The organism is Trinickia sp. (assembly GCF_051953955.1).
In the GTDB taxonomy this organism is placed as follows: domain Bacteria; phylum Pseudomonadota; class Gammaproteobacteria; order Burkholderiales; family Burkholderiaceae; genus Trinickia.
This window is the reverse complement of record NZ_JBQCIF010000036.1, coordinates 1-23204: the sequence shown is the minus strand read 5'-3', so window position 1 is coordinate 23204 and position 23204 is coordinate 1. Positions and strand designations below refer to the sequence as shown.

16 protein-coding genes are annotated in these 23204 nt (G+C 62.3%); 5 read left to right on the top strand and 11 right to left on the bottom strand.

Translation table 11 applies throughout. The annotated features are described in order from the left end of the window. Positions 1-202 precede the first annotated feature (202 nt). The 8 genes from ACTHNZ_RS07820 to ACTHNZ_RS07785 form a co-directional block, all read right to left on the bottom strand. The gene (locus ACTHNZ_RS07820; RefSeq protein ID WP_440541931.1) at positions 203-1204 is read right to left on the bottom strand and encodes a LysR substrate-binding domain-containing protein; all 1002 of its coding nucleotides are present in this window, start codon (positions 1202-1204) and stop codon (positions 203-205) included. Between the two features lie 294 nt (positions 1205-1498). Further along, complete coding sequence (locus tag ACTHNZ_RS07815; RefSeq protein WP_440541930.1) at positions 1499-2992, bottom strand: aldehyde dehydrogenase; 1494 nt, start codon at positions 2990-2992, stop codon at positions 1499-1501. A gap of 17 nt (positions 2993-3009) precedes the next feature. After that, a complete protein-coding gene (locus ACTHNZ_RS07810; RefSeq protein WP_440541929.1) occupies positions 3010-4341 on the bottom strand; it encodes an NAD(P)/FAD-dependent oxidoreductase in 1332 nt (443 codons plus the stop codon). Between the two features lie 7 nt (positions 4342-4348). Continuing rightward, positions 4349-5236, bottom strand: coding sequence for a dihydrodipicolinate synthase family protein (locus tag ACTHNZ_RS07805; protein ID WP_440541928.1), 888 nt, complete (start codon positions 5234-5236; stop codon positions 4349-4351). A gap of 87 nt (positions 5237-5323) precedes the next feature. Next, a complete protein-coding gene (glyA, locus tag ACTHNZ_RS07800; protein ID WP_440541927.1) occupies positions 5324-6619 on the bottom strand; it encodes a serine hydroxymethyltransferase in 1296 nt (431 codons plus the stop codon). Positions 6620-6783: 164 nt separating this feature from the next. Continuing rightward, complete coding sequence (locus ACTHNZ_RS07795; RefSeq protein ID WP_440541926.1) at positions 6784-7665, bottom strand: glycine betaine ABC transporter substrate-binding protein; 882 nt, start codon at positions 7663-7665, stop codon at positions 6784-6786. A gap of 188 nt (positions 7666-7853) precedes the next feature. Further along, positions 7854-8747, bottom strand: coding sequence for an ABC transporter permease (locus ACTHNZ_RS07790; protein WP_440541925.1), 894 nt, complete (start codon positions 8745-8747; stop codon positions 7854-7856). Then, positions 8744-10033 carry a quaternary amine ABC transporter ATP-binding protein gene (locus ACTHNZ_RS07785; protein WP_440541924.1) on the bottom strand — a complete coding sequence of 430 codons (1290 nt, stop codon included), beginning with the start codon at positions 10031-10033 and terminating at the stop codon, positions 8744-8746. The genes ACTHNZ_RS07790 and ACTHNZ_RS07785 overlap by 4 nt, the downstream gene beginning before the upstream one ends. Before the next feature lie 364 nt (positions 10034-10397). On the opposite strand from ACTHNZ_RS07785, the gene ACTHNZ_RS07780 reads away from it, so the two are divergent. Both ACTHNZ_RS07780 and ACTHNZ_RS07775 read left to right on the top strand, forming a co-directional pair. Beyond that, complete coding sequence (locus ACTHNZ_RS07780; protein ID WP_440541923.1) at positions 10398-11831, top strand: class I SAM-dependent methyltransferase; 1434 nt, start codon at positions 10398-10400, stop codon at positions 11829-11831. 298 nt (positions 11832-12129) lie between these two features. Then, the gene (locus ACTHNZ_RS07775; RefSeq protein ID WP_440541922.1) at positions 12130-13239 is read left to right on the top strand and encodes an acyltransferase family protein; all 1110 of its coding nucleotides are present in this window, start codon (positions 12130-12132) and stop codon (positions 13237-13239) included. A gap of 41 nt (positions 13240-13280) precedes the next feature. Here the strand turns inward: ACTHNZ_RS07775 and ACTHNZ_RS07770 are convergent, their stop codons facing one another. Together ACTHNZ_RS07770 and ACTHNZ_RS07765 are read right to left on the bottom strand one after the other, a co-directional pair. Next, the gene (locus tag ACTHNZ_RS07770; RefSeq protein WP_440541921.1) at positions 13281-15371 is read right to left on the bottom strand and encodes an ATP-binding protein; all 2091 of its coding nucleotides are present in this window, start codon (positions 15369-15371) and stop codon (positions 13281-13283) included. Continuing rightward, positions 15368-16510 (bottom strand): substrate-binding domain-containing protein, encoded by a 1143-nt coding sequence (locus ACTHNZ_RS07765; RefSeq protein WP_440541920.1) that lies wholly within the window; start codon positions 16508-16510, stop codon positions 15368-15370. Before ACTHNZ_RS07765 ends, ACTHNZ_RS07770 begins: the two co-directional genes overlap by 4 nt. Before the next feature lie 208 nt (positions 16511-16718). Here ACTHNZ_RS07765 and ACTHNZ_RS07760 point away from each other — a divergent pair, with 208 nt between their 5' ends. Continuing rightward, a complete protein-coding gene (locus ACTHNZ_RS07760) occupies positions 16719-17414 on the top strand; it encodes a response regulator transcription factor (protein WP_440541919.1) in 696 nt (231 codons plus the stop codon). Here the strand turns inward: ACTHNZ_RS07760 and ACTHNZ_RS07755 are convergent. Beyond that, positions 17389-17760 (bottom strand): response regulator transcription factor, encoded by a 372-nt coding sequence (locus tag ACTHNZ_RS07755; protein ID WP_440541918.1) that lies wholly within the window; start codon positions 17758-17760, stop codon positions 17389-17391. The two genes, ACTHNZ_RS07760 and ACTHNZ_RS07755, sit on opposite strands and share 26 nt — an antisense overlap. 1304 nt (positions 17761-19064) lie before the next feature. Between ACTHNZ_RS07755 and ACTHNZ_RS07750 the strand changes: the two genes are divergently transcribed. Together ACTHNZ_RS07750 and ACTHNZ_RS07745 are read left to right on the top strand one after the other, a co-directional pair. Further along, positions 19065-21428 (top strand): putative bifunctional diguanylate cyclase/phosphodiesterase, encoded by a 2364-nt coding sequence (locus ACTHNZ_RS07750; protein WP_440541917.1) that lies wholly within the window; start codon positions 19065-19067, stop codon positions 21426-21428. Positions 21429-21783: 355 nt separating this feature from the next. Beyond that, the coding region (locus ACTHNZ_RS07745; RefSeq protein ID WP_440541916.1) for a type VI secretion system Vgr family protein at positions 21784-23204 on the top strand (1421 nt) is incomplete at its 3' end.

The window sequence follows — 23204 nt, the reverse complement described above, 5'->3', positions numbered from 1 at the left end:
CGTCATTTGCAGACTATCGAGTCAATTTCTCGAGTCTCTATACTTTTTCTCCGCTCAATGCCCTACTTTTGGTAATGGGAGCGGTTACACAGTGTTCACTGAAAACGAAAATGGGCAAGTCCGGTTCGACTTGCCCACTTGCCATCCTTATTGCAATTAGGGATAACCTTCGCGCGGCGCGCGCCATCGACGATCGAGCTTGCTACTTCGCGATCCCGGCCTCGGCACCATGCCACTCGCGCATCATCGCCTCGACTTCCTCGAGCAGCCAGTCGCGAAACCGCAGGTACTCCGGCCTGAGCTTGGCGTTCTTGTGCGCGATCAAGTAGTGATGGCGATCGTTGAATACCAGTGCATCTTGGACCGGGCGGACCAGTTGCCCCGATTCGATCTGGCGATGCACCAAGTGATGCCAGCCCAGCAGCGTGCCCTCACCTGCTTCGGCCTGGGCGACGAGCAAACGGTAGTCGTTGCTTTCCAGATGCTCGTTCTCGGCAAGCATGTCGGTGCCGTCGCCGTGCTGAAACCAGTTGCGCCATACGCGCCAGTCGACGTGCTCGCAAACCTGCGCTCGACCCAGCAAGGACAGGTTCAACGTCGGATGCGAAAGCAAATCCAACGGCTTGAGCGCTCTGCCGTGAAAACGGCGCTCGTAAAACGAAGGACTGCAGACGGGATAGACGACGTCGTGAAAGAGCGGTTCGACCTCGTACTCCGCCTCGCGCGGCGGGATCTTCGTGATGATGACGTCGGGCTCCATGAGCCCATCGAGCTCCATGAAGTGCTCCGTCACCATGATGTGCAGCTTGATGTCGGGATGCAGCTTGCGGAACTGGGGCAGTCTGAACGATAGCCACAGCGCGGAAAACGTGTGCGAGACGCAAATGGTCAGCGCATGCTTGTCGGATCGTCGCACCGCTTCAGCCGCTTCTGCGATGTTCATGATCGAGAGATACGACGCGTTGTAGAGAATGCGCCCCGCATCCGTCAGCGCGATATGCCTCCCCGTGCGCTCGAACAGGGCGACGTCGAGCGAATCCTCGAGTTCCTTGATTTGCCGGCTGATCGCCGCTTGCGTCACGCACAGCACCTCGGCCGCCTGCGTGAAGCTCTCGTATCGCGCCGCCGTGACGAAGCATCGCAACGCACGAAGCGACGGCATCTGGGCGAGGAGCCGGTCGGCAAACAACTGCTTTTTTTGCATTGCTATCACCTTTGAAGCGGACCACCCAAGCGGTCCAAGGGGCAGACGACCCTCAGCGATCGCGTCGACATGTCGCAATCACACTGAAATACGGCGCGAATGCGAAAACATTAATTCTGATAGTTTGCTATCGCACCCCGCGCCTGACAAGAGCGGGCTACCCCGGTGTCGCATCGCCCGGTAAAGAGGAAATGGCGCCGCAAACACAGACGGCGCGGCGGGATCGATTCCCGCCGCGCCCCAAATCGCCGGCTCAGCCGTGGATGCCGAGCTGAGGATGAGCCGAACGCTCGCTCAATCGAGCTTCAGCCAGGTCGTCTTCAGTTCGCAGTACTGGTCGTGAGCGTAGATCGATTTGTCGCGGCCGCCGAACCCCGATTGCTTGAAGCCCCCGAACGGCGTGGACAAATCGCCCTCGCCGAAGCAGTTCACGGTGACCGTACCCGCGCGAATGCGCGCGGCAATCTTATGTGCTTGATTGACGTTGTCCGTCCACAGCGACGCGGCCAGCCCGTAGCACGTATCGTTTGCGATCCGCACTGCGTCGTCGACGTCGCTGTACTCGATGAAGCAGAGCACGGGGCCGAACACTTCCTCGCGCGCGATCGTCATGTCGGGCGTCACGTTATCGAAGATCGTGGGCTCGACGAACCACCCGCCGCTTTCCGTGAGCGTAGCCTTGCCGCCACATACCAAACGCGCCCCCTCGGCCTTCGCGTTTTCGATGTGCGCAAGCACCTTTTCATAGTGTGCACGTTCGATCAACGATCCGAGCTTCACATCGGGATCGAGCGGATCGCCGGTCTTCCAGCCCTCCAGCACCGCCCCAACGTTGCTCAGCAATTCCGCCTTCCGCGAAGCCGGCACGAGCATGCGCGATCCCGCGCTACAGTTTTCGCCCATGTTCCAGAACGCGGCGGCCACCGCGTTCTCGGCCACCGCATCGAGATTGGAGACGTCGGGCAGCACCACCTGAGGATTCTTGCCGCCGCATTCCAATACGACGCGCTTGAGATTCGTATCGGCCGAATAACGCAGAAAGCGCTTGCCCGTTTCCGTCGAACCCGTGAATGCCACGAGGTCGATGTCACCATGCTGCCCGATCGCCTGCCCCGCTCCTTCGCCGAAACCCGTGACGACACTGAAAACGCCGGCGGGCACACCCGCTTCCAAGGCAAGATCGGCGATGCGCAACGTCGAAAGCGAGGTCTGCTCCGCAGGCTTGACGATCACGCTATTGCCGACGGACAGAGCCGGGCCGATCTTCCAAGCGAGCATCAGCGCGGGGAAATTCCAAGGCAGCACGGCTCCGACGACACCGATCGGCTCACGCGTAATCATGCCGACGACGCTCGGGCCCGAGGGCGACAGTGCGTCGTAGCGCTTATCGGTCGTCTCCGCATGCCAGCGAATGCATGCGGCCGATTCCGGAATATCCAGGCCGAGGCATTCGCTGATCGGCTTGCCTGCTTCGAGCGCCTCGAGCAGGGCCAATTCTTCGGCGTTATCGTCAATCAACTGCGCCAGACGCAGCAGCACGGCCTTGCGCCCCGCCGGCGTCGCCTTCGACCAGACGCCGTTTTCGAACGCCTCCCGCGCCGCGATGACCGCGCGATCGACATCCTTCGCCTCGCACTTCGCGACCGCAGCCAATGCCTTCCCGGTCGACGGATTGAGCGTGTCGAACGTTTCGTTCGACGCGGCCGAGCACCGCTGCCCGGCGATGAACGCCCGGCCATCGAGCCGCAACGCTTCCGCCCTCTGCTTCCATGCCTGATAAGTCGCCATTGTCTCGTCCTTGAAAGTTACAGTTCGGCGCCCGCCGCGAATTCCTTGACCCAGATCGTCGCCGAAACGGCCACGTCGGCGATCGGGCGAGCCGGCAGCGAGCGCGGATGGGGTTGGTTCAGAAGTTGTCGAACGAGGTCGTTCGATTGTCCGAGCGCGTGTTCCGCGATGAGCTTGCCGGACGCCGACCCTCTGCTCAAGCCGAGACCATTGCATCCGATCGCCTCGAAGATGCCGTCGCTGCGCTGGCCGAACAGCGCCCCGTTGTTGGCCGACAGGCACAGCGGGCCGCCCCACGTATATTCGATCTCGAGGTGATCGAGCATCGGAAAGCGCCGGTCGAACGAGCGCTGATGCAAGGCCTTCGACTTCGCGAGATCGGATTGAGAAACTTCGAGGCCCGGCCTGAACGCGAAGTGATTGCGGATGCAGATGCGGTTGCTCGACAAGCGGCGCACGGTCGTGCCCATCGGATCGGCCGGAATGAGCGCCCATGACTGCATGCCGCCGAGCGCGGCGATCTCGTCCCGCGTCATCTCCCGCGTCATCGAGGCGAAGGTATAGACCGGCAAGAGCCCATTCGGATGTCCCCCGAACCGCGCGGCATAGGCATTCGTGCAAAGGATCACGCGTCTCGTCGCGATCGTTCCGTGAGCGAAACTCAGCACTTTCACGTCACCGCGATCGTCGATATCCTTCACGGCGCTCATTTCGAAGACAGTCACGTTCTCCGGCTGCGTCGCTGCCAGGCCCCGCATCAGCACCGCCGGTTGAACCGTGCTGCAACCGGGCGTAAACAGCGCGTCCTGGTAAAACTCGGTTCCCGTGACCTCGCCGATCTCGGCCTGGTCGAGCCAGCGAAACGGCTCGTCTATGCGTTCCAAGCCCAGCGCGAAGTGCGATAGCGCGGCATGCCCCTTCTTGTTGACCGACGCGTGAAACTTGCCGTCGTCGCGCCAATCGCAATCGATGCCGTGCTGATGCACGATCGAGCGCACATAGTCGATGCCGTGGCGTTGAAACCGCACGTCGGCTTTGTCGGCTTCGACGCTGCGCGAGTAGCTCTCGCTGCTGATGTCGTGCGGCAGATCGATGAAGAAACCGGAATTGCGCCCGGCAGTCGTGCGCCCGATGCGGTCCGCCTCCACGAGGGCGATCGAAGCGTCCGGAGCCAGTTCGGCCAAGCGGCGCGCCGCGCATAATCCCGTAATGCCTCCGCCGATGACGACCCAATCGAATCGGTGGCCGGCCGAGACCGTCCGCGGCGGCGCGGCCGGCGGCAGGCACTCCCACCATCCATTCACGCCGTCGGGAGCGGGAAAGCGCGCGAATTGCAGTTTCGAGGCCATACGTCTTCTATCGAGCGTTGCTCAGCATCGGTTCGACGATCTGCGCGAATGCGCTGCGTTCGCCGTCGGAAAGACCGCCCAGGGGTGCCCGCGCCACGCCGACGGGCAGCCCCGCCAACTCGCAGCCATAGCGAACGTATTGGATGAACTTGCCGCTGCGCTCGAGCAATTCGAGCACGGGCAGCAATTGAGCCATCAGCCTGCGTCCCAACGCGAAATCGCCTTTGTTCACGCACGCATCGAACAGTGCCATATGCGCTTCCGGCAGGAAGTTGGAGGCACCGCCGACCCAGCTTTTTGCCCCCCAGGCGAAGAATTCGAGCGCTTGGTCGTCCATGCCGCAACTGAACGTCAAGCGGTCCTTGAAATGCGTGGCCAGGTGATGCAGGTGGGCGACGTCACCCGTGCTTTCCTTCATGGCTTGGAAATTCGGCCGCTCGAGCAGTTTTTCGAGAACGTCGTCGCTGATTTCCGTTCCCGTCCGCGCCGGGAAGTTGTAGAGCATGATCGGCATGTCGAGCGCGTCGTCCACCTTCAGCAGGTGGGCCAGCAATTCTTCCTGCGTGGGCTGCGCATAGTACGGCGCGGCCAACAGTAGTGCTTGCATGCCGGCGCGCTTTGCTTCCTGGCCGAGGCGCAGCACCTCGCGCGTCGTCGTCGCATTGATGCCCGCCGTCAAATACGTCTTGCCGCCGGCTGCAGCGGCAACCGTCTCGAACGTCGCCACGCGCTCGACGAAACTCAACGCATAGTATTCGCCCGTCGTTCCGCCCACGCCGAGGCCCGATACACGGCCGGCCAGATTGGCCGCGTGCTTGCCGAGCAACGCATGATCGATTTCGCCATCCGCTTTGAACGGGGTCACCAGCGGGGTATGTACGCCCTCGAAGCTCATTTCACTCTCTCTTCAGTCATCGTCAAATAGGTCGATCAGCTCGCTTCAGCCTGCGATGGAAGGCGATCGCCGATCGCGGTCTTTGGCTCATACGACATCCACCGCGTGCGAATAAATCGGAAACTGACCGCACAGGTCTCTCACGCGCGCACGCACCGCCCGCTCCACCTGCTCGTCGCCGTTGGCGTCACGCTCCAGCGCCGACAACACTTCAAGAATCATTTGACCGACCTGCTCGAACTGAGCGGTGCCGAAGCCGCGCGTGGTGCCGGCGGGGGTACCGAGACGGATGCCCGACGTCACCGTGGGGTTCTGCGTATCGAACGGAATGCCGTTCTTGTTGCAGGTGATGCCGGCTCGTTCGAGCGCCTTCTCGGCCTGCGTCCCCGTGAGGCCTTTCGGCCGCAGATCGACCAGTTGCAGATGGTTGTCGGTGCCGTCCGTCACGAGGCTCAGTCCGCCCGCCTTCAGCACGTTGCCGAGCGCCTGCGCATTGCGCAGCACCTGATCGATGTAGGTCGTGAACTCGGGGCGAAGCGCTTCGCCGAACGCCACCGCCTTGCCGGCGATGACATGCATGAGCGGGCCGCCCTGCAATCCGGGGAACACCGCCGAATTGATCTTCTTGGCGATGTCGCCGTTGTTCGTGAGGATGAAACCGCCGCGCGGACCGCGCAGCGTTTTATGCGTCGTCGACGTCACGACGTCGGCGAAGCGAACCGGATTCTCATGCCTTCCGGTGGCGACGATGCCCGCGATGTGCGCCATGTCGACCATCAACAGCGCGCCGACGCTGTCCGCGATGTCGCGGAACGCGGCGAAGTCGAGGGCACGCGGGTACGCCGAATAGCCGGCAATGATCAGCTTCGGGCGATGCTCTTGCGCCAGGGCGCGCAGCTTGTCGTAGTCGATGCGCAGCGTTTCCGGGCTGACGCCGTATTGCACGGCGTTGAACCACTTGCCCGACAACGCGGGACGCGCGCCATGCGTCAAATGCCCCCCGGCGTCGAGCGACATGCCCATGACCGTTTCGCCCGGCTTGACCAGCGCGAGCATGACCGCCCCGTTCGCCTGGGCACCCGAGTGCGGCTGGACATTCGCGTATTCGGCTTCGAACAGCGCCTTCACGCGATCGATAGCGAGCGCCTCGATCCGGTCGACGTGCTCACAGCCGCCGTAGTAGCGCTTCGCGGGATAGCCTTCCGCGTACTTGTTCGTCAATACCGTCCCTTGCGCTTCCATCACCGCGGCCGAGACGATGTTCTCGGAAGCGATCAGTTCGATCTGAGTTTGCTGGCGGCGCAACTCGAGCGCGATTTCCGATGCGATGACGGGGTCTCGGCTCTGAAGCGTTTCCGAAAAAAAGCGCGAGTGTTCGTTCACGGGTCACTCCGAAAGTGTTGGTGCGACGCAGCCCGGCAGAGCTGCGACCCTCGTTGAAGCGGCAGGCACTCACGCGCCCGCTCGCCAAGCGTCGAAGCAGCGTCCGCGAACGCCCGCAACGTCGTTTGCCGCCAGGCGGGCATTCGCGAAACGCAAGGTTCGACTTATTGCTGCAGCCAAGCCTTCACTTCGTCCGGATGCGCATCGACGAATTTCTTCGCAGCGGTGGCATAGTCGTTCGTCGAATTGCCGTCGAATTCGATCGCCTCGACATCGGACAGCTTCAGCTTGAAATGTTTGAAGAACACATCGGCGCGTGGGAACTTGCCGGCGAACTGCTTCGAGGCGAACGCGTGGATCTGCTCCTCACCGCCCAGCGTCCCCTTCGGGTCCTTCAGGTAGCGCATCTTCCACTTCTGCCAGAGCCAATGCGGGCTCCAAACGGTCGCAACGACCCATTGCTTCGTCTGATAAGCACGCTGCACCGCGGCGAGCATCCCAGCTTCGCTCGACGATTGCAGGTGATAGCCCGACAATCCGTAGGCTTGAACCGTCTTTTCCGAAGCTTGCATCAGGCCCGCGCCGGGGCCGATCCCCTGAATCGTGTCGCCGAGCTTGCTCTTGACGTCCGGCTTGTTCAGGTCGGCAATCGACGACAGTTCGGATTCCGGAACGTAGGCCGGCACCGCCCACCCGTTCTTGCCACCCGTATAGATGATGCCGACGTCGTCCATGTCGTTCTTGTACTTTGCGTAGTACACGGCATGCGTAACGGGCAGCCAGCCGCCTACCATGATGTCGAGGTCGCCGCGTGCAACACCCTCGTACTGAATACCGATGTCCGCATTGACGAACTTGACCGGCTGGTTCAGCTTCGTCTCGAGGACGTACTTCGCGACGTTCGCCGTGGCCAGCACATCCGCCCAGTCGGTCACCGCCATCTTGATCGGCTCGGCAGCCGAAGCGGACCCTACACCGAGACTCAAAGCCGCCACCGCTGTCATGGCGGCTTTGGTCACCAGTGCTTTGAAAACATTGCCGTTCATTTAGGACTCCTAATCTACCGTCGTGTCGTTTTGAACCATGTCACAGGTGCTGCCGCTTGTATGCAGTCTCCCCGCCCCTTCAACTCCCCCGGCTATCCCACCGAACGGCTACGACGAACCGGCTACCGAACGCGATTCGGTGCCCGCCTGTCGCATCGACGACGCCGGGTCGATCGTCGCCCCGACCTTCAGGTACGGGCCGCCGCGTCGTTTCCGCCCGCCTTGGCAGCTTTGACGATACGTCGCGCCTTCTTCTTTTTCGATTTGCCGAACGTCTCGGTCAACCGATCGAGCACGATCGCCAGCAGCACGACACCCAATCCGCCTTCGAAGCCGATGCCGATGTCGAGCCGTTGAATGCCGCTCAACACGTACTCGCCGAGCCCGCCCGCCCCGATCATCGACGCGATGACGACCATCGAGAGCGACATCATGATCGTCTGATTGATGCCGGCCATGATCGATGGCATCGCGTTCGGCAACTGGATTTTCCAGAGCAATTGCGAATCCGTGCTGCCGAACGAGCGGCCCGCTTCCAACAATTCTTCCCTGACCTGGCGAATGCCGAGCGTCGTGAGACGCACGACCGGGGGCATCGCGAACACCACGGTGGCGATCACCGCGGGGACGCGGCCCAAGCCGAACAGGATGACGGCCGGGATCAAGTAGACGAAAGCCGGCATCGTCTGCATGAAATCGAGCAGCGAGCGCAGAATCAGTTCGACGCGGCCGTTGCGAGCGCCCCAGATCCCGAGCGGCACGCCGATGATCAAGCTGAAAACCGTCGCCGCGACGACGAGCGCCAACGTCGAGGCCGTCTGCGGCCACAAATGCATGTAATCGATCAGCAGTAGAGCCGCGCCGACGAAAATCGAAAAGACGATGCCGCGGCGCCAGAGCGCGAACGCCACCAGCGCGACGAGCATGACGGCGAACGGAATGGCTCCGATGCCGTCCTCGAGTAGTTTGACGACGGCACCCAGTGCGGCGGAAAACGCATTGAAGCCGCCTTGGAAATGATTGAATAGGAAATTGACGGCGTTCTCGGCGAACTGGCCAATGATCGACGACGACGAATTCATGCTGCCCTCCGCTCCATAACCTGCTTCAGTATCGTTCTGCACGAAACGACGCCCGCCAGAGCGCCCGCGACGTCGAGCACCGGCACGTCGTGCTCTTGGGCCAACGCAATGGCTGCCAACTCGTGCAAGTCCGAGTCGGGGGTAACCGTCTTCAAGTTTTGCAGCAACGCGTCGCGCAGGGGGCCCGCGCCGGCCTTGTGCAGCGATGCGGGCGTGACGCAGCCTTGGTACCGGCCGGCCGGATCGCACACGTACCCGCACTCGACGCCGCTGTCGATCAACTGGTTGACGTAACGGTCCGCCGGCGCACCGACGTCCGCGGCAATCACACCTCGTTCGATTTTGGTCAACAAGGTATCGGCCTTCAGAAAGCGCGAGACGTCGACATGGCGGAAGAAGTCGCGCACATAGTCGTCCGCGGGCGACTGGATCAGTTCGGCCGGCGTGCCTACCTGAATCAGGCAGCCGTCTTTCATGATGCCGATGCGGCCGCCGATCTTGATGGCTTCTTCGATGTCGTGCGAAATGAAGACGATGGTCCGCTGCTCTTGCTTCTGAAGCCGCAGCAGTTCCGTTTGCATTTCATGCCGGATCAATGGGTCCAGTGCCGAGAACGCTTCATCCATCAGCAGCACGGAGGGATTCACGGCAAGCGCACGCGCCAGGCCGACGCGCTGCTGCATCCCGCCCGACAATTCGCCGGGCAGCAGCTTTTCGTATGCACCCAGGCCGACGCGCGTGAGTGCCGCGCGGGCGATGTCGTAGCGTTCGGCCTTCTTCATCCCGCCGACTTCGAGCCCATAGGCAATATTGTCGATCACCGTGCGATTGGGCAGCAGCGCGAACGACTGGAACACCATTGCCATCTTCTTGCGGCGAACCTCGCGCAACTCGACCGTGGACATCGGTGCGATGTCGCGTCCTTCGAGAACGACTTGGCCCGACGTCGGCTCGATCAATCGATTGAGCAGCCGCACGAGCGTCGATTTGCCGGAACCCGAGAGGCCCATGATGACGAAAATCTCGCCCGCTCTGACGCTGAGGCTGACGTCATTGACGGCCACCATGTTGCCCGTGCGTTTGAAAACCTCTTCTCGGCCGAGGCCTTGCTTGACCAGCTCGGCGGCGCGTTCCGGTTTCGCGCCGAAGATTTTCGACAAATGGCGGACCGTCAGGATATCGGTCCCGGCAAGCGCGGCCGAGTTTGCAGCCGGCGAGACGGCTTTCGCCTGGGTCGCGCCCGACGGAGCCACGTCCTGCGGTGCGAATGTCAGATTCGGGGGCATGCTGTCTTCCCAACTGGCAGGTTCAAGAAAAGGCTGCACCGGTCGCACCGGTCGCCGATCGCTGTAGGGCGTCTATTGCATGGAATCAAGCGTATCAAGCCAATTCGATGCATCCCGATACATTTTCTTCGCCCTTTCCGATACCTGGGGTTATGAGCGCGGGTTATGCAGCAGTCATTGAAAACGTCACGGGCTTGCGCAATCTTGCGCAAGCATTTGGTGCCGGGCATTTGCGGGCGGAAACGCGCGCCTGCGGCGATGTCGCCGCGCGCTGCGCTGGACGTCGAAAACGCCGCGACATAGGGAATTCACCGACCCCTGCGGCAGCATGCTAAGCTCGTGCGGCACCGCCACCCTCGATCCCATGCCCACACCCGATCCTTTCTCCGGCTACGTGAACGACGTGACGTTTCCGGACCGCTTCCATCGCGAGTTGTCCCCAGCGTGGCTGACCTACGCGAGCGTGCTCGGCGGTGCGCGGCCGAAGGATCTCGGCAAGCCGTTCCGCTATCTGGATCTCGGCTGCGGCTTCGCGCATTCGACGGTCATCAATGCGGCCTCGTTCGCGCATGCGGAATTTCATGCCTGCGACGTCAATCCGGCTCATATCGATGCCGCGCGGCGGCGCGCGGCGCGGCTCGGCATAGGCAACGTCGTCTTCCACGAAGCGAGCTTCGAGGCGCTGCTGGATAAGGATCTGCCGCCGTTCGACTTCATCGTGATGCACGGCATCTACAGTTGGGTCGATGCCGGCGTTCGGCGCACGGTACGGCAGTTGATCTCCCGCCAACTGGCCGACGAGGGGCTCGTCTACCTCAGCTACAACTGCCAGCCGGGCTGGTCCGCCGAGGCGCCGCTGCGCAAGCTCATGCTCGAATTGACGCAGGCGGCCGACGGCGGCATCGAAGCGCGCGCCGCGAGCGCAATCGCCGGCATGCGAACGCTCGGCAACCCGAGCTTTCGTTACTTCCGCGACAATCCGCATACGATCCATGCGTTGCAGGCACTCGTGGACAGCCCGGTCGACTACCTCGCGCACGAATACCTGAACCGGGCCTGGGAGGTCCACTACTCGGTGGACGTCCTCGACGAGATGGAAGCGGCAGGCCTGGCATACGCGGGCAGCGCAACCCTCGCGGACAACCACCCGGCGCTGCTGATGGACCGCCAGGCGGCCGAGGCGATCGCCGCATTGCCCAATGCGCGGTTGCGGCATCTCGCCGAGGACTTCGCCGCGAATCGACGGTTTCGCCGCGACGTGTTCGTGCGTGACGCGCAGGCGAGCCAAACGCGCCAGACGCCGGCTCAGGCATTGCGCCATCTCGAACAGACCGCGATCGGCTGCGCGACGGATATCGAGCAGATCGACGCGCGCGTGACGATACCGCGCGGCGCGCTGAGCTTTCAGGCCGAGTTCATTGCCGACCTGCGTGGGTTGATGCGGCAGGGCGCAATGCCCGTTGGCGAAATCGTCGCACGTCTCGGCGCCAATAGCCGGAACCGGCGCGAAATCTTGCAGAACCTGCTTTTTCTCGTGGCGAGCGGCACGTTGACACCGTTCGCGCACGCGGGCGGCTACGATGAAACAGGCCCGCGCCGCGCGTCGAGCCCGGCGTGCGCAGCGGCGCTGGCATGCGGTGCCGACGAAGGTGCAAGCACATTCGTGCCCTGCGAAACGCTAGGGAACGGATTGGCCGTCAGCACCGAAGAAGCGGAGCAGGCGCGCCGCTGGATCGCCGGCGAGGCGATACCCGTGCCGGGCCGCCTTGCTCGCCTCGGCGTGCTCCGAGGCGCGTAACCGAGCGGCGGGCCACGGCTCTTTCAATTGCGACGCGCCGCGGCCATTACGAAATTATCGCCACAATGCCGATGACGACCCAGGATTCATCGGTAACATCTCAATTCGAATTCTTCTTTCGCACTTGACATAGAAATAAAAAAGAAAGAAGAATTCGCCTCGAATCAGCTCTTCTCCAATAACCTGAAATTGTCCGATCTGCCCGCATCGCGCAGACCGCGTCGCTATTTACGTATCTGCCGCATTCACTCCAACGGGCAATCCGTTACATGCATGCGGCCATGCATCGGGAAAACCTATGTCGAAGCTCTGGAGATGGTGCCGAGAGACGTTCGAGCTCGGCCGCGGCAATGGCGCAAACGTCCGCAGCATGGAGGGTATGCGCGGATTGGCCGTGACCGCGGTGTTCTGCGTTCACTACGCAACGCTCTGCTTCCCGTACGTATCGCATTCCGGGATGGCCCCAATCATGCAGGCGCTGCACCAAATCGGCAACGCCGGAGTCGATCTATTTTTTGTCTTAAGCGGCTATTTGATTTACGGCGCCGCACTCAAATGTCCGCCGTATTTTGCATTCATGAAACGACGAATTAGGCGAATTTATCCTGCATTCTTGGCGGTTTTTTCTATCTACGTATTGCTCTCGTTCGCCATGCCGCACGAAAGCAAGATTCCTGCGGGATTCTGGCCGGCCCTGAGCTTTCTCGTGCAAAACGCCCTGCTGTTGCCGGGCATCTTCCCGATTCCTCGGATGATCCCCGTGGCATGGTCGCTCAGCTACGAGATGCTGTACTACATCGTCATCCCAGCTTTGGTCAGCGGGTTGGCGCTCTACCGCTGGCGCCGTGGACCGCGCATCGCGCTCCTTCTGTCGCTTGCCGCACTCGGCGCGCTGGCAGCTTGCATCGTCGGAGGTCCCGTCCGCGCGATCATGTTTCTCGGCGGGGCCGCGCTGTACGACGCGAAGGACAGAGGCATCCATTGGCCGCTCCTCGCCCCGATTGCGCTCATCGCCGCGTTCGCTTCCATGCTCCTTCCCGCCGGAACCCGCACGCTCGACGCAATGCATGCCGTGATGCTCTTGATCGCATTGACGCTGTTTTGCTTCGCGTGCTTCTCCGAGCCGGCATCGAGCATGTCGAAACGACTGTCGGCATGGCCTATCCGGTGGCTGGGCAACATGAGCTATTCGTACTACCTCCTCCATGGCATCGTGCTCAAAGCCGCGTTTCTCGTCTTGATGCGCTGGCGGCCGCCAACGGGCCACGAGGCGATCATGGCCATCGCGCTGCTCGCGCCCCTCTACCTGATCACGATCGTCGCATCGGCCATGCTGTTCGCCAGCGTCGAGCGTCCGTTCTCGCTGCGCAGCGAGCGGCACGAGCCGCCGGTAGGCGTGCTCAATTGAGTGCCGAGCACTGGAACGCCCGCCGCTCCGGCAATCACGGCTCATTCGATCGATGCGCGGACGACGGGCACCGTGAACTGAAACACCGCGCCGCGCGGCACGTTGGGGCTCGCCCACAATTTGCCCCCATGCGCTTGCACGATCGACCGGCAAATCGACAGTCCCATGCCCATTCCGCTCGCCTTCGACGTGTAAAACGGCTCGAAGAGCTGCTCCGTGTCATCGGCCGCCAACCCCGGCCCGGAATCGCGGACGGAGACGACGACGGCATCGGCGCCATCCTCGGTGGTGCCGATCGCCATGTCTCTGGCATGCTCGCCGACGGCATCCATCGCTTCAACGGCGTTGAGAATCAGATTCAGGATCACCTGCTGCAGCGCCACGCGATCGCCTTGAACGAACGGCAAATCGTGCGCGAGCTCCGTTTTGAGGCAGACGCCATGCTTCGCGATTTCGCTGCGCATGAGCGCGACGACTTCCCCGATCGCTTCGTTGATTCGCAGCTTCTGCATGGCCGGCGGCGCCTTTTTGACGAGGCCGTGAATGCGGTTGATGACGTCGCTGGCGCGCTTCATGTCCTTGTCGATACGCTCGAACGCCTGCCGCACCTCGTCCAGATTTGGCGGCTCGGCGCGCAGCCATAGCAGCCCGGCGTGTGCATTCGTGGTGCTCGCCGCGATCGGCTGCTTGATCTCATGGCTGATCGAGGCCATGAGTTGCCCCATCGTCGTCACGCGATTCGCGTGCGCAAGCGCCGTTTGAACCTCCCGATAGCGCCGCTCGCTCTCACGCAATTCAGCCTCCGCGCGCTTGCGCTCCGTGATGTCGCGGGAAATGCCGAGCAGGAACTGCGGTTCGCCGCGCACGTCGAGAATCGGGATCTTCATCGTATGCACGAGCCGCGGCCCGTGGCGCGTGAGCACCGATTCTTCGGGGATATTGATCATCTCGCGCGATTCGAGGACGTCGCGATCCTTGGCATCGAAGAATTCGGCCTCCGGCGCGGGGAATAAATCGTGGACGGACTTGCCGAGCAGTTCCTCTCGGCGGCAGCCGAGCAGTTGCTCGCCCGCCTTGTTCAGGCGCACGAAGCGCAGCGTCGCCGCCTCCTTGACGAAAATCGTGTCGGGAATGTTCTCGATGATATTGTTCAGGAAGTGCTCGCTGGCCCGCGCGGCTTCCTCCGCGCGTTGCCGAATCACGATCTCCGCAGTGCGGCCCGCCAGCGCGGAACTCAGTTCCTCCGTGCGCTGCGCGACGCGAGCCTCGAGTTCGGCGTTGAGCGCCTTCAGTGCCTCCTCGGCCTGCTTGCGTTGACGCCGATCCTCGAGGAACTGCTCCACTGCGCGCGCCATATCGGCGATCTCGTCCCGGCCATGCACCGGCACCTCGAGCTCGCCGTCGGCATCGCCATGCCGCAGGCTGCGACTGACCCGGCGCAACCGGCCCATGACGCGGCGGCCGAGAAACACCTGCGCCATGACCCAGGCCAGCAACACGCTCACCGCCACCTCGCCGACCACCCAGGCACGCGTGCGATCGGATCGGTCGGCCAGGTCCTGAACGGCCTTGCGGTATTCGCTCGTGAAATGGACGGATTGCTCGCGCGCCGCAACGGCCAGCATATCGGCCTGCAGATGCAGATCCTCGTCCAAGCGCGCCAACGACGTGTCGGGCGGCGGCGCGGCGCCCGCAAGGCGTGCCGCCAATGCCGTTTCGCGCAACTGCGCCTCGATGTTGACCGTATTGCGGAAGCGTTGGCTCGACCTATGCAGCGCGAGCGTATCGACGCCGATGTCTTCGCGCGTCGGCGTCGCGGTGGCCAATGCGTCGACGAGGCGGTCGAACGACGCGAGATGCTCGATGAGCTGGCGCTGCGTCTCGCGCACGGCGTCGATGGTCTTGTCGCTCGAGAGCTGCAACGCCATCCGTTCGATCGTCAGCGTTTGCCTGGCCAAATCCTGCGAGTCTTGCAGCCGCCCGAGCCGGTCTTCGGCCAACTGGCGCAACGCGTGGGTCGAACTCGTCAACGAATAGAGGGACGTGGCTGCGAGTGCCACCACCAGGGCCGTCAAGCATGACGCAAACAGCGCGAATTGCGCGGTGAGGGACTGGGGAAACGATAGTTTCACGGACGTTGCCAGATGTGCCGATAAATGTCGCGGTAGCCGTTGGCAGGATCGTAAAGCAAATGGTCGCCGCCGTCGGCACCGACGTTGCCCACCGTCACCAAATGGACCGGAAACACGTAACCGGTGACGGGCTGCCCCTCGAAAAGCCGGTTCATCTCGTCGATCAACTGCCAGCCATGCAGATTGAGCGGCTCAGCCACCGTGGCGGTCTGGAATGTACCATTGCGGATGCGCAGAAACGCCGATTCGCTGCCGTCGCCGGCCGACAGCATCGCCATCGCGTCGTTCGGGATTCCGGCCTGCGTCAAAATGGGCACCGCATAGTCGAAGTAGATATCGTTGATCGCGAGCGCGTAGGTCCATCGCTTGCCGTACTGCGCGAGCAAGGCGCGCGTCTCGCCGGGCATCAGTTCCTCGGCTCGCGAAATGGCAACGTCACGCACGTCGAGCAATGTGCAGCCGCTGCACGCCCGAATGACGGCTGCCATTTCATCGGCTTTGTCTTGCGCCACTCGAAAGTTCGAGTCGGTAAAAATGACGACACCCGCGTGCTCGTCCGATTGCACGATCGCCGCCAGCGCGGTGACGCGGGCGACTTCGAGGGGATCGGTGGAAACGTTCATCGCCACGGGGGTGCCGGATACCGGCCCCGCCTTCGCGGCGACATGCCAGCCGACGATCGGGATGCTTAGCTTCGCAAACGGCGCGAGCCCCGGCAGCAGCGCGTGGGCATCGCCGCCGACGATGATCAGTCCGTCCGGGTGCCCCGCCAGCGCGTTCGAGAGCATCTTGAGCCGGAGATCGGGCTTGCCGGCCGCATCGAATACTTTCACGTTCCAGGCCGTCACCTTGGCGGCCTCGAGCAGCCCGTCGACGACGCCGAGGATGCCGCCGTTGCGCAGATCCTCGGCAACGACGACGACGTGCTTGCCCGGTTGCGCGCGCGGCCCGGTACGGGGCCCGTTCCAAGGGGGGGCGGGTTGCGCCGCGGCATCGACGATACGTTTGGCCGCGGCAAGGCTGCTGCTTGACGCGATCGTGGCCTGAGGCGCGGAAGCCTGAGCCAAACCAAGCGCCACGGCACTCGAAAAAAGCATGCACACAAGGACCCTGAGACATGCCGGAAACCAGCCTCGCATGCCATTCCCGCATGGGCCCCGCCGGGGTCGATCGACCATCATCGAACGCGAATCCAAACGGCTCATCGAATGAGCCTGGAACCACATACTATCGCAGCGCTTGGGCCGAAAGACACGTCTGCCGCACATTTCTTGCGCGTAAAATGGGCATCGTCAGGGCGCGGTGCGCGCTTTCATCGGACGAATGCGCTTGAGCAAGGGGCATGGGATGAGTCTGGCTTCCGATCCAACATCGGCTGGCGGCCCGGCGCAAGAGCAGCGACCGGTCGTGTACGTATTGGACGACGACGAAGCGATGCGATTGGCGCTGAGCAGCCTGTTTCGTTCCACGGGATTGCACGTCGAAATATTCGAATCGTCACAGGCGTTCCTCGCGTTTCCGAAGCGCGAAACGCCGAGTTGCCTAGTGCTCGACGTGCGGTTGCGCGGAGAAAGCGGACTCGCGTTTCAGGAAGAGTTGGCGCGGCGCAGCCTGCGCATGCCGATCGTCTTCATCACGGGTCACGGTGACATCGCCATGACCGTCAAGGCGATGAAGGCCGGCGCCGTCGATTTCCTTGCCAAGCCGTTTCGCGATCAGGACATGCTCGACGCCGTGTCGAGCGCGTTGGCGCGGGACGCCGAACGTCTCGCCTCCGAGCAATCGATTGCCGTGCTGTGCACGGCTTACGATTCGCTGACGTCGCGCGAACGCGAAGTCATGGAGTTCGTCGTAGCCGGCCTCCTGAACAAGCAGATTGCGTCGGAACTGAATCTCAGCGAGATCACCGTGAAGATTCATCGCGGGCAGGTGATGAGAAAGATGGGCGCCCGCTCGGTGGCCGACTTGGTCAGAAAAGCCGAGGCGCTGCGCACCAAGCCGCCGCCCGCCCCCGGCATCACGGACGGTTCGAAGCAACGTTGAGCCAATGCTCGATCGTGCGCGCGTCGAAGGGTTTCTCGACGACGGCGAGCACCCAGTCGGTGCCGATTTTGGCGCGCAACGCGGGAGTCGGAAACGCCGTGATGAAAATGACGGGCGTGGTATAGCCGCGTTGCAGCAGCCGGTCGTACATCGCCGTGCCCGATATGCCCGACATCCGGTCGTCGGAGATCAAGCAGGTCGTTTCGCCGATTTGCGAAGAAGCGAGAAACGCCTCGGCCGACGCAAAAGGCCGCGCTTCCCATCCCAACGAGCGAACGAGGCTTACGACCGCCAGACGGACGGCTTCGTCATCATCGACGATCGAAACGATTCGCCCCGCACCCATACGGCACTCCTCGCTGCAATGCACGACGCAGCGTGATCAGATCTATATCTGGCACGTATTCATGATGGCAGTCTAGGCCGCGGGCAAGCGAACGCACACTATACGGAAGGATGATCGGCTAACTCTATCGTTGCAGTCCGTTCAGCCTATCGTAGGTTTGCGCGTTGTCTCGAGGTTTTATATCGTGAAGATGTCGCTTTCCCGCGCGACCGGCGGAGCCTGATCACGAAAATCAAAAGCCGGCATCCAATCGTCTGCCCTGATTTGCGCGACGTAATTGCCATTTTTTCCCGAGAAGCGCCATGCCGACCAAAATACAGCGGGGCAGTGCCCGCCCTCATCGAAACCGGCGGCGCTCGTCGTTCGTCGTCATGCATGGCCGCAGCCGGCCCAATTCCCTCCGGCGGCGAACGGTCCCTGCTGTGCATGTCCCGCTCATGTGCCTCCTGTCCAACGGACGCGCGGCCGATCGAATCTCGCTGCCTAAAGGCTGATGCCAGGGTAACGCCGGGATGACGTTACCGGCCTCGGGTCCGCTACGGATATACGCGCGTATGAACGCGGCATGCCAAGGCAGGAGATAGTCAAACCATTCGTAGAATGGTGGCCGAGGCGAGAGAGGCTTACCTTTGTCTCATGGCCGATATCCGGCCATGCCGTAAGCGACGAACGCCACGCTTACGGCGGTAAGCTGCCTCAACGTGGGAAGATGGTTTTGCGCAGTGCGGATCGGCTTTGTCCTCCGTGCCCCGAAGCAACTCACAGGCGCAGCGGCGAATCGATCGACGGGTAAGACCATGCAGAACGTCCTCAGTCATTGGATCCATGTTTCCGCGCACGCATATCACGAGTACACGTTCGTGCCGTGGTTGAACCGGAGCGTTTTTCGCCGGACCGTCGATCTAAGCCTCATTTGCATTCAGTGACGCGCGCATCGCATCGCGAGGGTCCGCGGTGCACTTCATCAACCTAGCAACATCCTCATTCCCAAGAGCGGTGCCGAACATGGCGCCGCCTCGCCACCGCTCGTTCCCCACGTAGCCGTCCAATGCCGACGCCGGGCTCTAATCGGCGAGAACTTCCGCCATCGCACTGAAGTTTTCGCCGCACATTCCGATAACCAATAAGGAGACCACAGCGCGGCCCCACGCTCCGCGGTAAAAGCCTATTCCAGCAAGACCCGCGTCCGGCGTGAAACGTGCTCGTCAATTGTCGTTTATACCGCCCCACTACGCTTGATGATATCGGCCCTCTATTCCGGTCTTGCGCACACCGTTTTGGGGTGGCGGCAGCGCTACGCGAGCATGGATCGGCGGCTGCCGATGACGCTCGCGATGGTGTTTGCCGGGCTGACACTGCTGTCAGCAGGCGTCGGATACACGGTGGCATGGCGCACACACTCGAATGCGCAGCGCATCCATGCGATTCGCACGCGCAATGACATCGACACCCTGCAGGCCCTTTATCTGAGCGCCAACGCCGACTTCCTGGAAGGGCTCGGCAGCGCCCGAGTCGCGTCGTACGCATGGCAGGTGCCGCGTGTGGGCAAGGCCATCCGATGTTTCAGGCGGCTAGAGCGAAGCTATGCGAACGACCCGGAAGGCACGGCCGCCATTCGGCTGCTGCGTGACGAGACCGCGCACTGGGTATGGCTGCTCGCGGAAATCGCCGTCAATGCGCGCATCGCCGACGGCCGCGCATCGATCGATAGCGCAAAGCTCATTCGCGCGAATCGGTTGCTTGCGCAAATCGCCGCCCAGCTCGACGATCGCCGGCAAGCCCAGACTGAAATCCTTCGTTCCGCGTCGGAGAGCGCAAGCCGGCATATGGCGATCGAAGGCATCGTGCTCGCACTGACGGGCATGGCTGCGTGCCTGCTCCTCGGCTACGCCTTCCTCGCTCACTACCGTGCCGGACTCGCGCGGCAGCGGATCTCTTTGATCGAGGCCGAGAACGAGCGGCGGTTCCGCGAGTACTTCGACAATCACCCGCTCCCGATGCTCATCTTCGACGTCGAGACGCTAGACATCATCACGGCGAACCGCGCCGCCGAACTGCAGTACGGTCACACGCGCGACGCGCTTTGCGCGCTCGACATGCCGTCGCTCTACGCACCGGCCGACGTGCCGTCATTTCTGCACGACCTGCGCAGCCTGCGGGAAGCCGGCACGCGCAGCGGTGCGGCAGGCGTCTGCCGGCATCGGCGCGCCGATCAAAGCTCGCTTTACGTGGACTTGTCGTACCACCTGCTCACGTATGCCAAGCGCGAGGCGTGCTTCATCACGGCCATCGACGTTACCGAAAAAATCGACGCGCGCAATCGGCTCGTTGCTCAAGCCCGACGCGACGAGTTGACGGGACTGCCGAACCGCGTCACGTTGCGCGAACTGCTCGACCAGTCGATCGAGGAGCGGCGCGATTTCGCACTGCTCTTCATGGACCTCGATCACTTCAAGGACGTCAACGACAGCCTCGGCCACGGCGCCGGCGATCGGCTGCTGCACGAAGCCGCGCAACGCCTGTCCCGCTGCGTGGATGCCGAATGCGTGGTCACGCGCTACGGCGGCGACGAGTTCGTGGCGATGCTCGCGCGTCCGCATCAAAACGATCGTCTCGCCACGCTGCTCAATCGCATCGGCCGCGCCTTCGACATGCCCGTGCAGATCGACGACATGCAACTGCACGTACAGATGAGCATCGGCATCGCGTGTTATCCCGACGACGGGGCCGATGCCGATGCGCTTTTGAAGCATGCCGATCTCGCGATGTATCAAGTCAAGTCGCGGGGGCGCAACGGCGTCGAGCGCTTCAAGCAAACGCTGGCGTCCGCGGCCGATCGGCGCATCGCGCTCTCGCGCAAACTGCGTGACGCCGTCGAGCGCAACGCGTTCGAGCTCGTCTATCAACCGCAAATCGATGCACGCGGGCCGTGCATGAGCGGCGTCGAGGCGCTGATTCGCTGGCATGACCCGGAGGCCGGTGCCATCAGCCCCGCGACGTTCATCCCTCTGGCTGAGGAGAACGGCATGATCGGGCCAATCGGCGAATGGGTGCTGCGCACCGCCTGCGCGCAGGCGAAGCGATGGGAGCGAGAACTGCCGGGGCTGCGCATGTCGGTCAACGTATCGCCCCGTCAACTGGCACGCCCCGATTTCTGTGACACCGTCTGCCGCGAGCTCGCCGCGTCCGAGTTGGCGCCACACCGCATCGAGCTCGAAATTACCGAGGGCGCCCTCGTCGCACCGGGGGCACTACCGACGTTGCGTGCGCTCAACGACATCGGCGTATCGATCGCGATCGACGATTTCGGCATCGGCTACTCGAGCCTGTCGTACTTGCGCACCTTCCACGCGGACCGGCTCAAGATCGACATGTCGTTCGTCCGCGGCATCGGTGCGAGCCGCGCGGATGAAGCGATCATCCGCGCTATCCTGGCGCTCGCGCAGAGCCTGGATTTTCAAATCGTGGCCGAAGGCGTCGAACGCGACGATCAGTTGGCGTTTTTGATCGCCCACGGCTGTTCGCTGGTGCAAGGTTACTTTTTTGCACCGGGGCTACCCGCCGCGCAGATCCCCGCTTTCGCGGCGAGCCTCACGAAGCGATCGCTCGAGCAATGGCAAAGCGCGAGCGCGATCGATTCATACGCGCACGTCTCCCGAGCGTTATGACAGCTTCACCTGCCCACCCTACCCACATCTCTTCGCCTGCTGCTTCGACGTAAACCTAAAAGCCGTGCCGACTCTAACGACGGACGCCATCGACGGCGCGTTGAACGCGATATAACAGCGCCCATAGCGAAACAAAGCAGATCGGAAATACGACTATAGTAGGGTAAGTTGGCGTGAGGCATAACTGCTGCAGCCATAATGAGTGCGATCGGGAAAAACTACTATCTCAAAAACGCTGCAGCAATTATTGCTCGAAAATGCGAGCGTCCCATAATGCTTTAACTCCGTTGCGCCGGAGAAAAAACTGTGTAAAATCGCCCGCCTCTGAATGCGGAGTGCTTCATTAGGCGTGCCAATGAATACGAACTTGTCTGTCCAAGATCTGCGCAAGATCGCCGCGGGGATGCAGCACAACCGGCTATTGACGCTGTCGTTCCCGGATGACAATGCCCCGTACGAGATCCTATTGGTGAATCGCCTCGAAGGCGAGGAATCGCTTTCGCGCGATTTCCGATTCGTGATCGAGATCCTGTCGGATAACGTCAAGCTCGATCCGAATGAGTTCGTGGGCAAGCTTATTACGGTGAAATTGCTGCGCAACGACGGCAGCTACCGATATTTCAACGGACACATCTTCTCGTTTCGGCTCGTGCGAACCGATGGAGGCATCGTTTTTTACGAAGCGGAGATGGGCCCGTGGACCCGTTATCTGACGCTGCGCAAGAACAACCGGCTGTTCTTGGATGAGAGCATCGGTGGCCAAACCGCCACGATCTTCGCCGATTACGGCACGCTGGCGGTCTGGCAGTGGACGGTCCGTCAGAAGGACCCCGAGATGACGATGGCGTGCCAGTTCGGCGAGCACGACCATAACTACGTCCACCGCCGCTGGGAGCACATGGGGCTGTGCTACTGGTACGAGCACACGGCGACGCAGCACACGCTGATCATCTCCGATCCGGCGCGCCTGGAGCCGGCCATCGATGGCGAAAGCCCCAAGATTCCTTACCAGGACAAAGCCGGTTCGCAGGAGGCGGACGGGGTCCGAACGTGGTCGTTCATGCAACAAGTCACGTCCACGCACATCGGCGAGTCGACCACCGACTTCAAGGCCATGCCGCATCTGAATGCGCGCACCGGTGGGTTCGTCGATGCGCGCACGGACGCATGGGCGAGTGATCGCGGGCAGCAGAAGCTGGAGTGGTACGACTATGCGGGCCAATATGCGCACCGCGACTGGGAAGATGGGGAGTGGCAAACGAGCCGCCGCATCGAAGCCATCGAGGCAGTTGCTCGACAGTGGGAGGCTACCGGCAACAACCGCTTCGTGATGCCGGGGCGGTGGTTTCAATTGACCGACCGCTTTGGAGATTCGATCAGCCGCAGCCCCTACGACGATGAATATCTGATTACCTTCGCGCATCACGTTGCCACGAACAACTACCTTCAGGGCGTCGGCGCGCAGGCGACGTATAGCAACCGATTTACGTGCGTGAAGAAAACCACGCCGTGGCGGCCGATGCGAGGATTCAACAGCGTCGATACACGCATCTTGGCGCCGCAGACGGCGATCGTGGTCGGGCCCGAAGGCGAGAGCCTCTATACCGACGAGTACGGGCGCGTGCTGCTGCAATTTCATTGGGATCGAGAGGGCAAGTACACGACGTGGGTGCGCGTGTCGAGCGGCTGGGCGGGTGGCGGTCAAGGCATGAGCACGCTGCCTCGGATCGGCTCCGAGGTGGTCGTTCAATGGGTTGACGGGAATCCGGACCATCC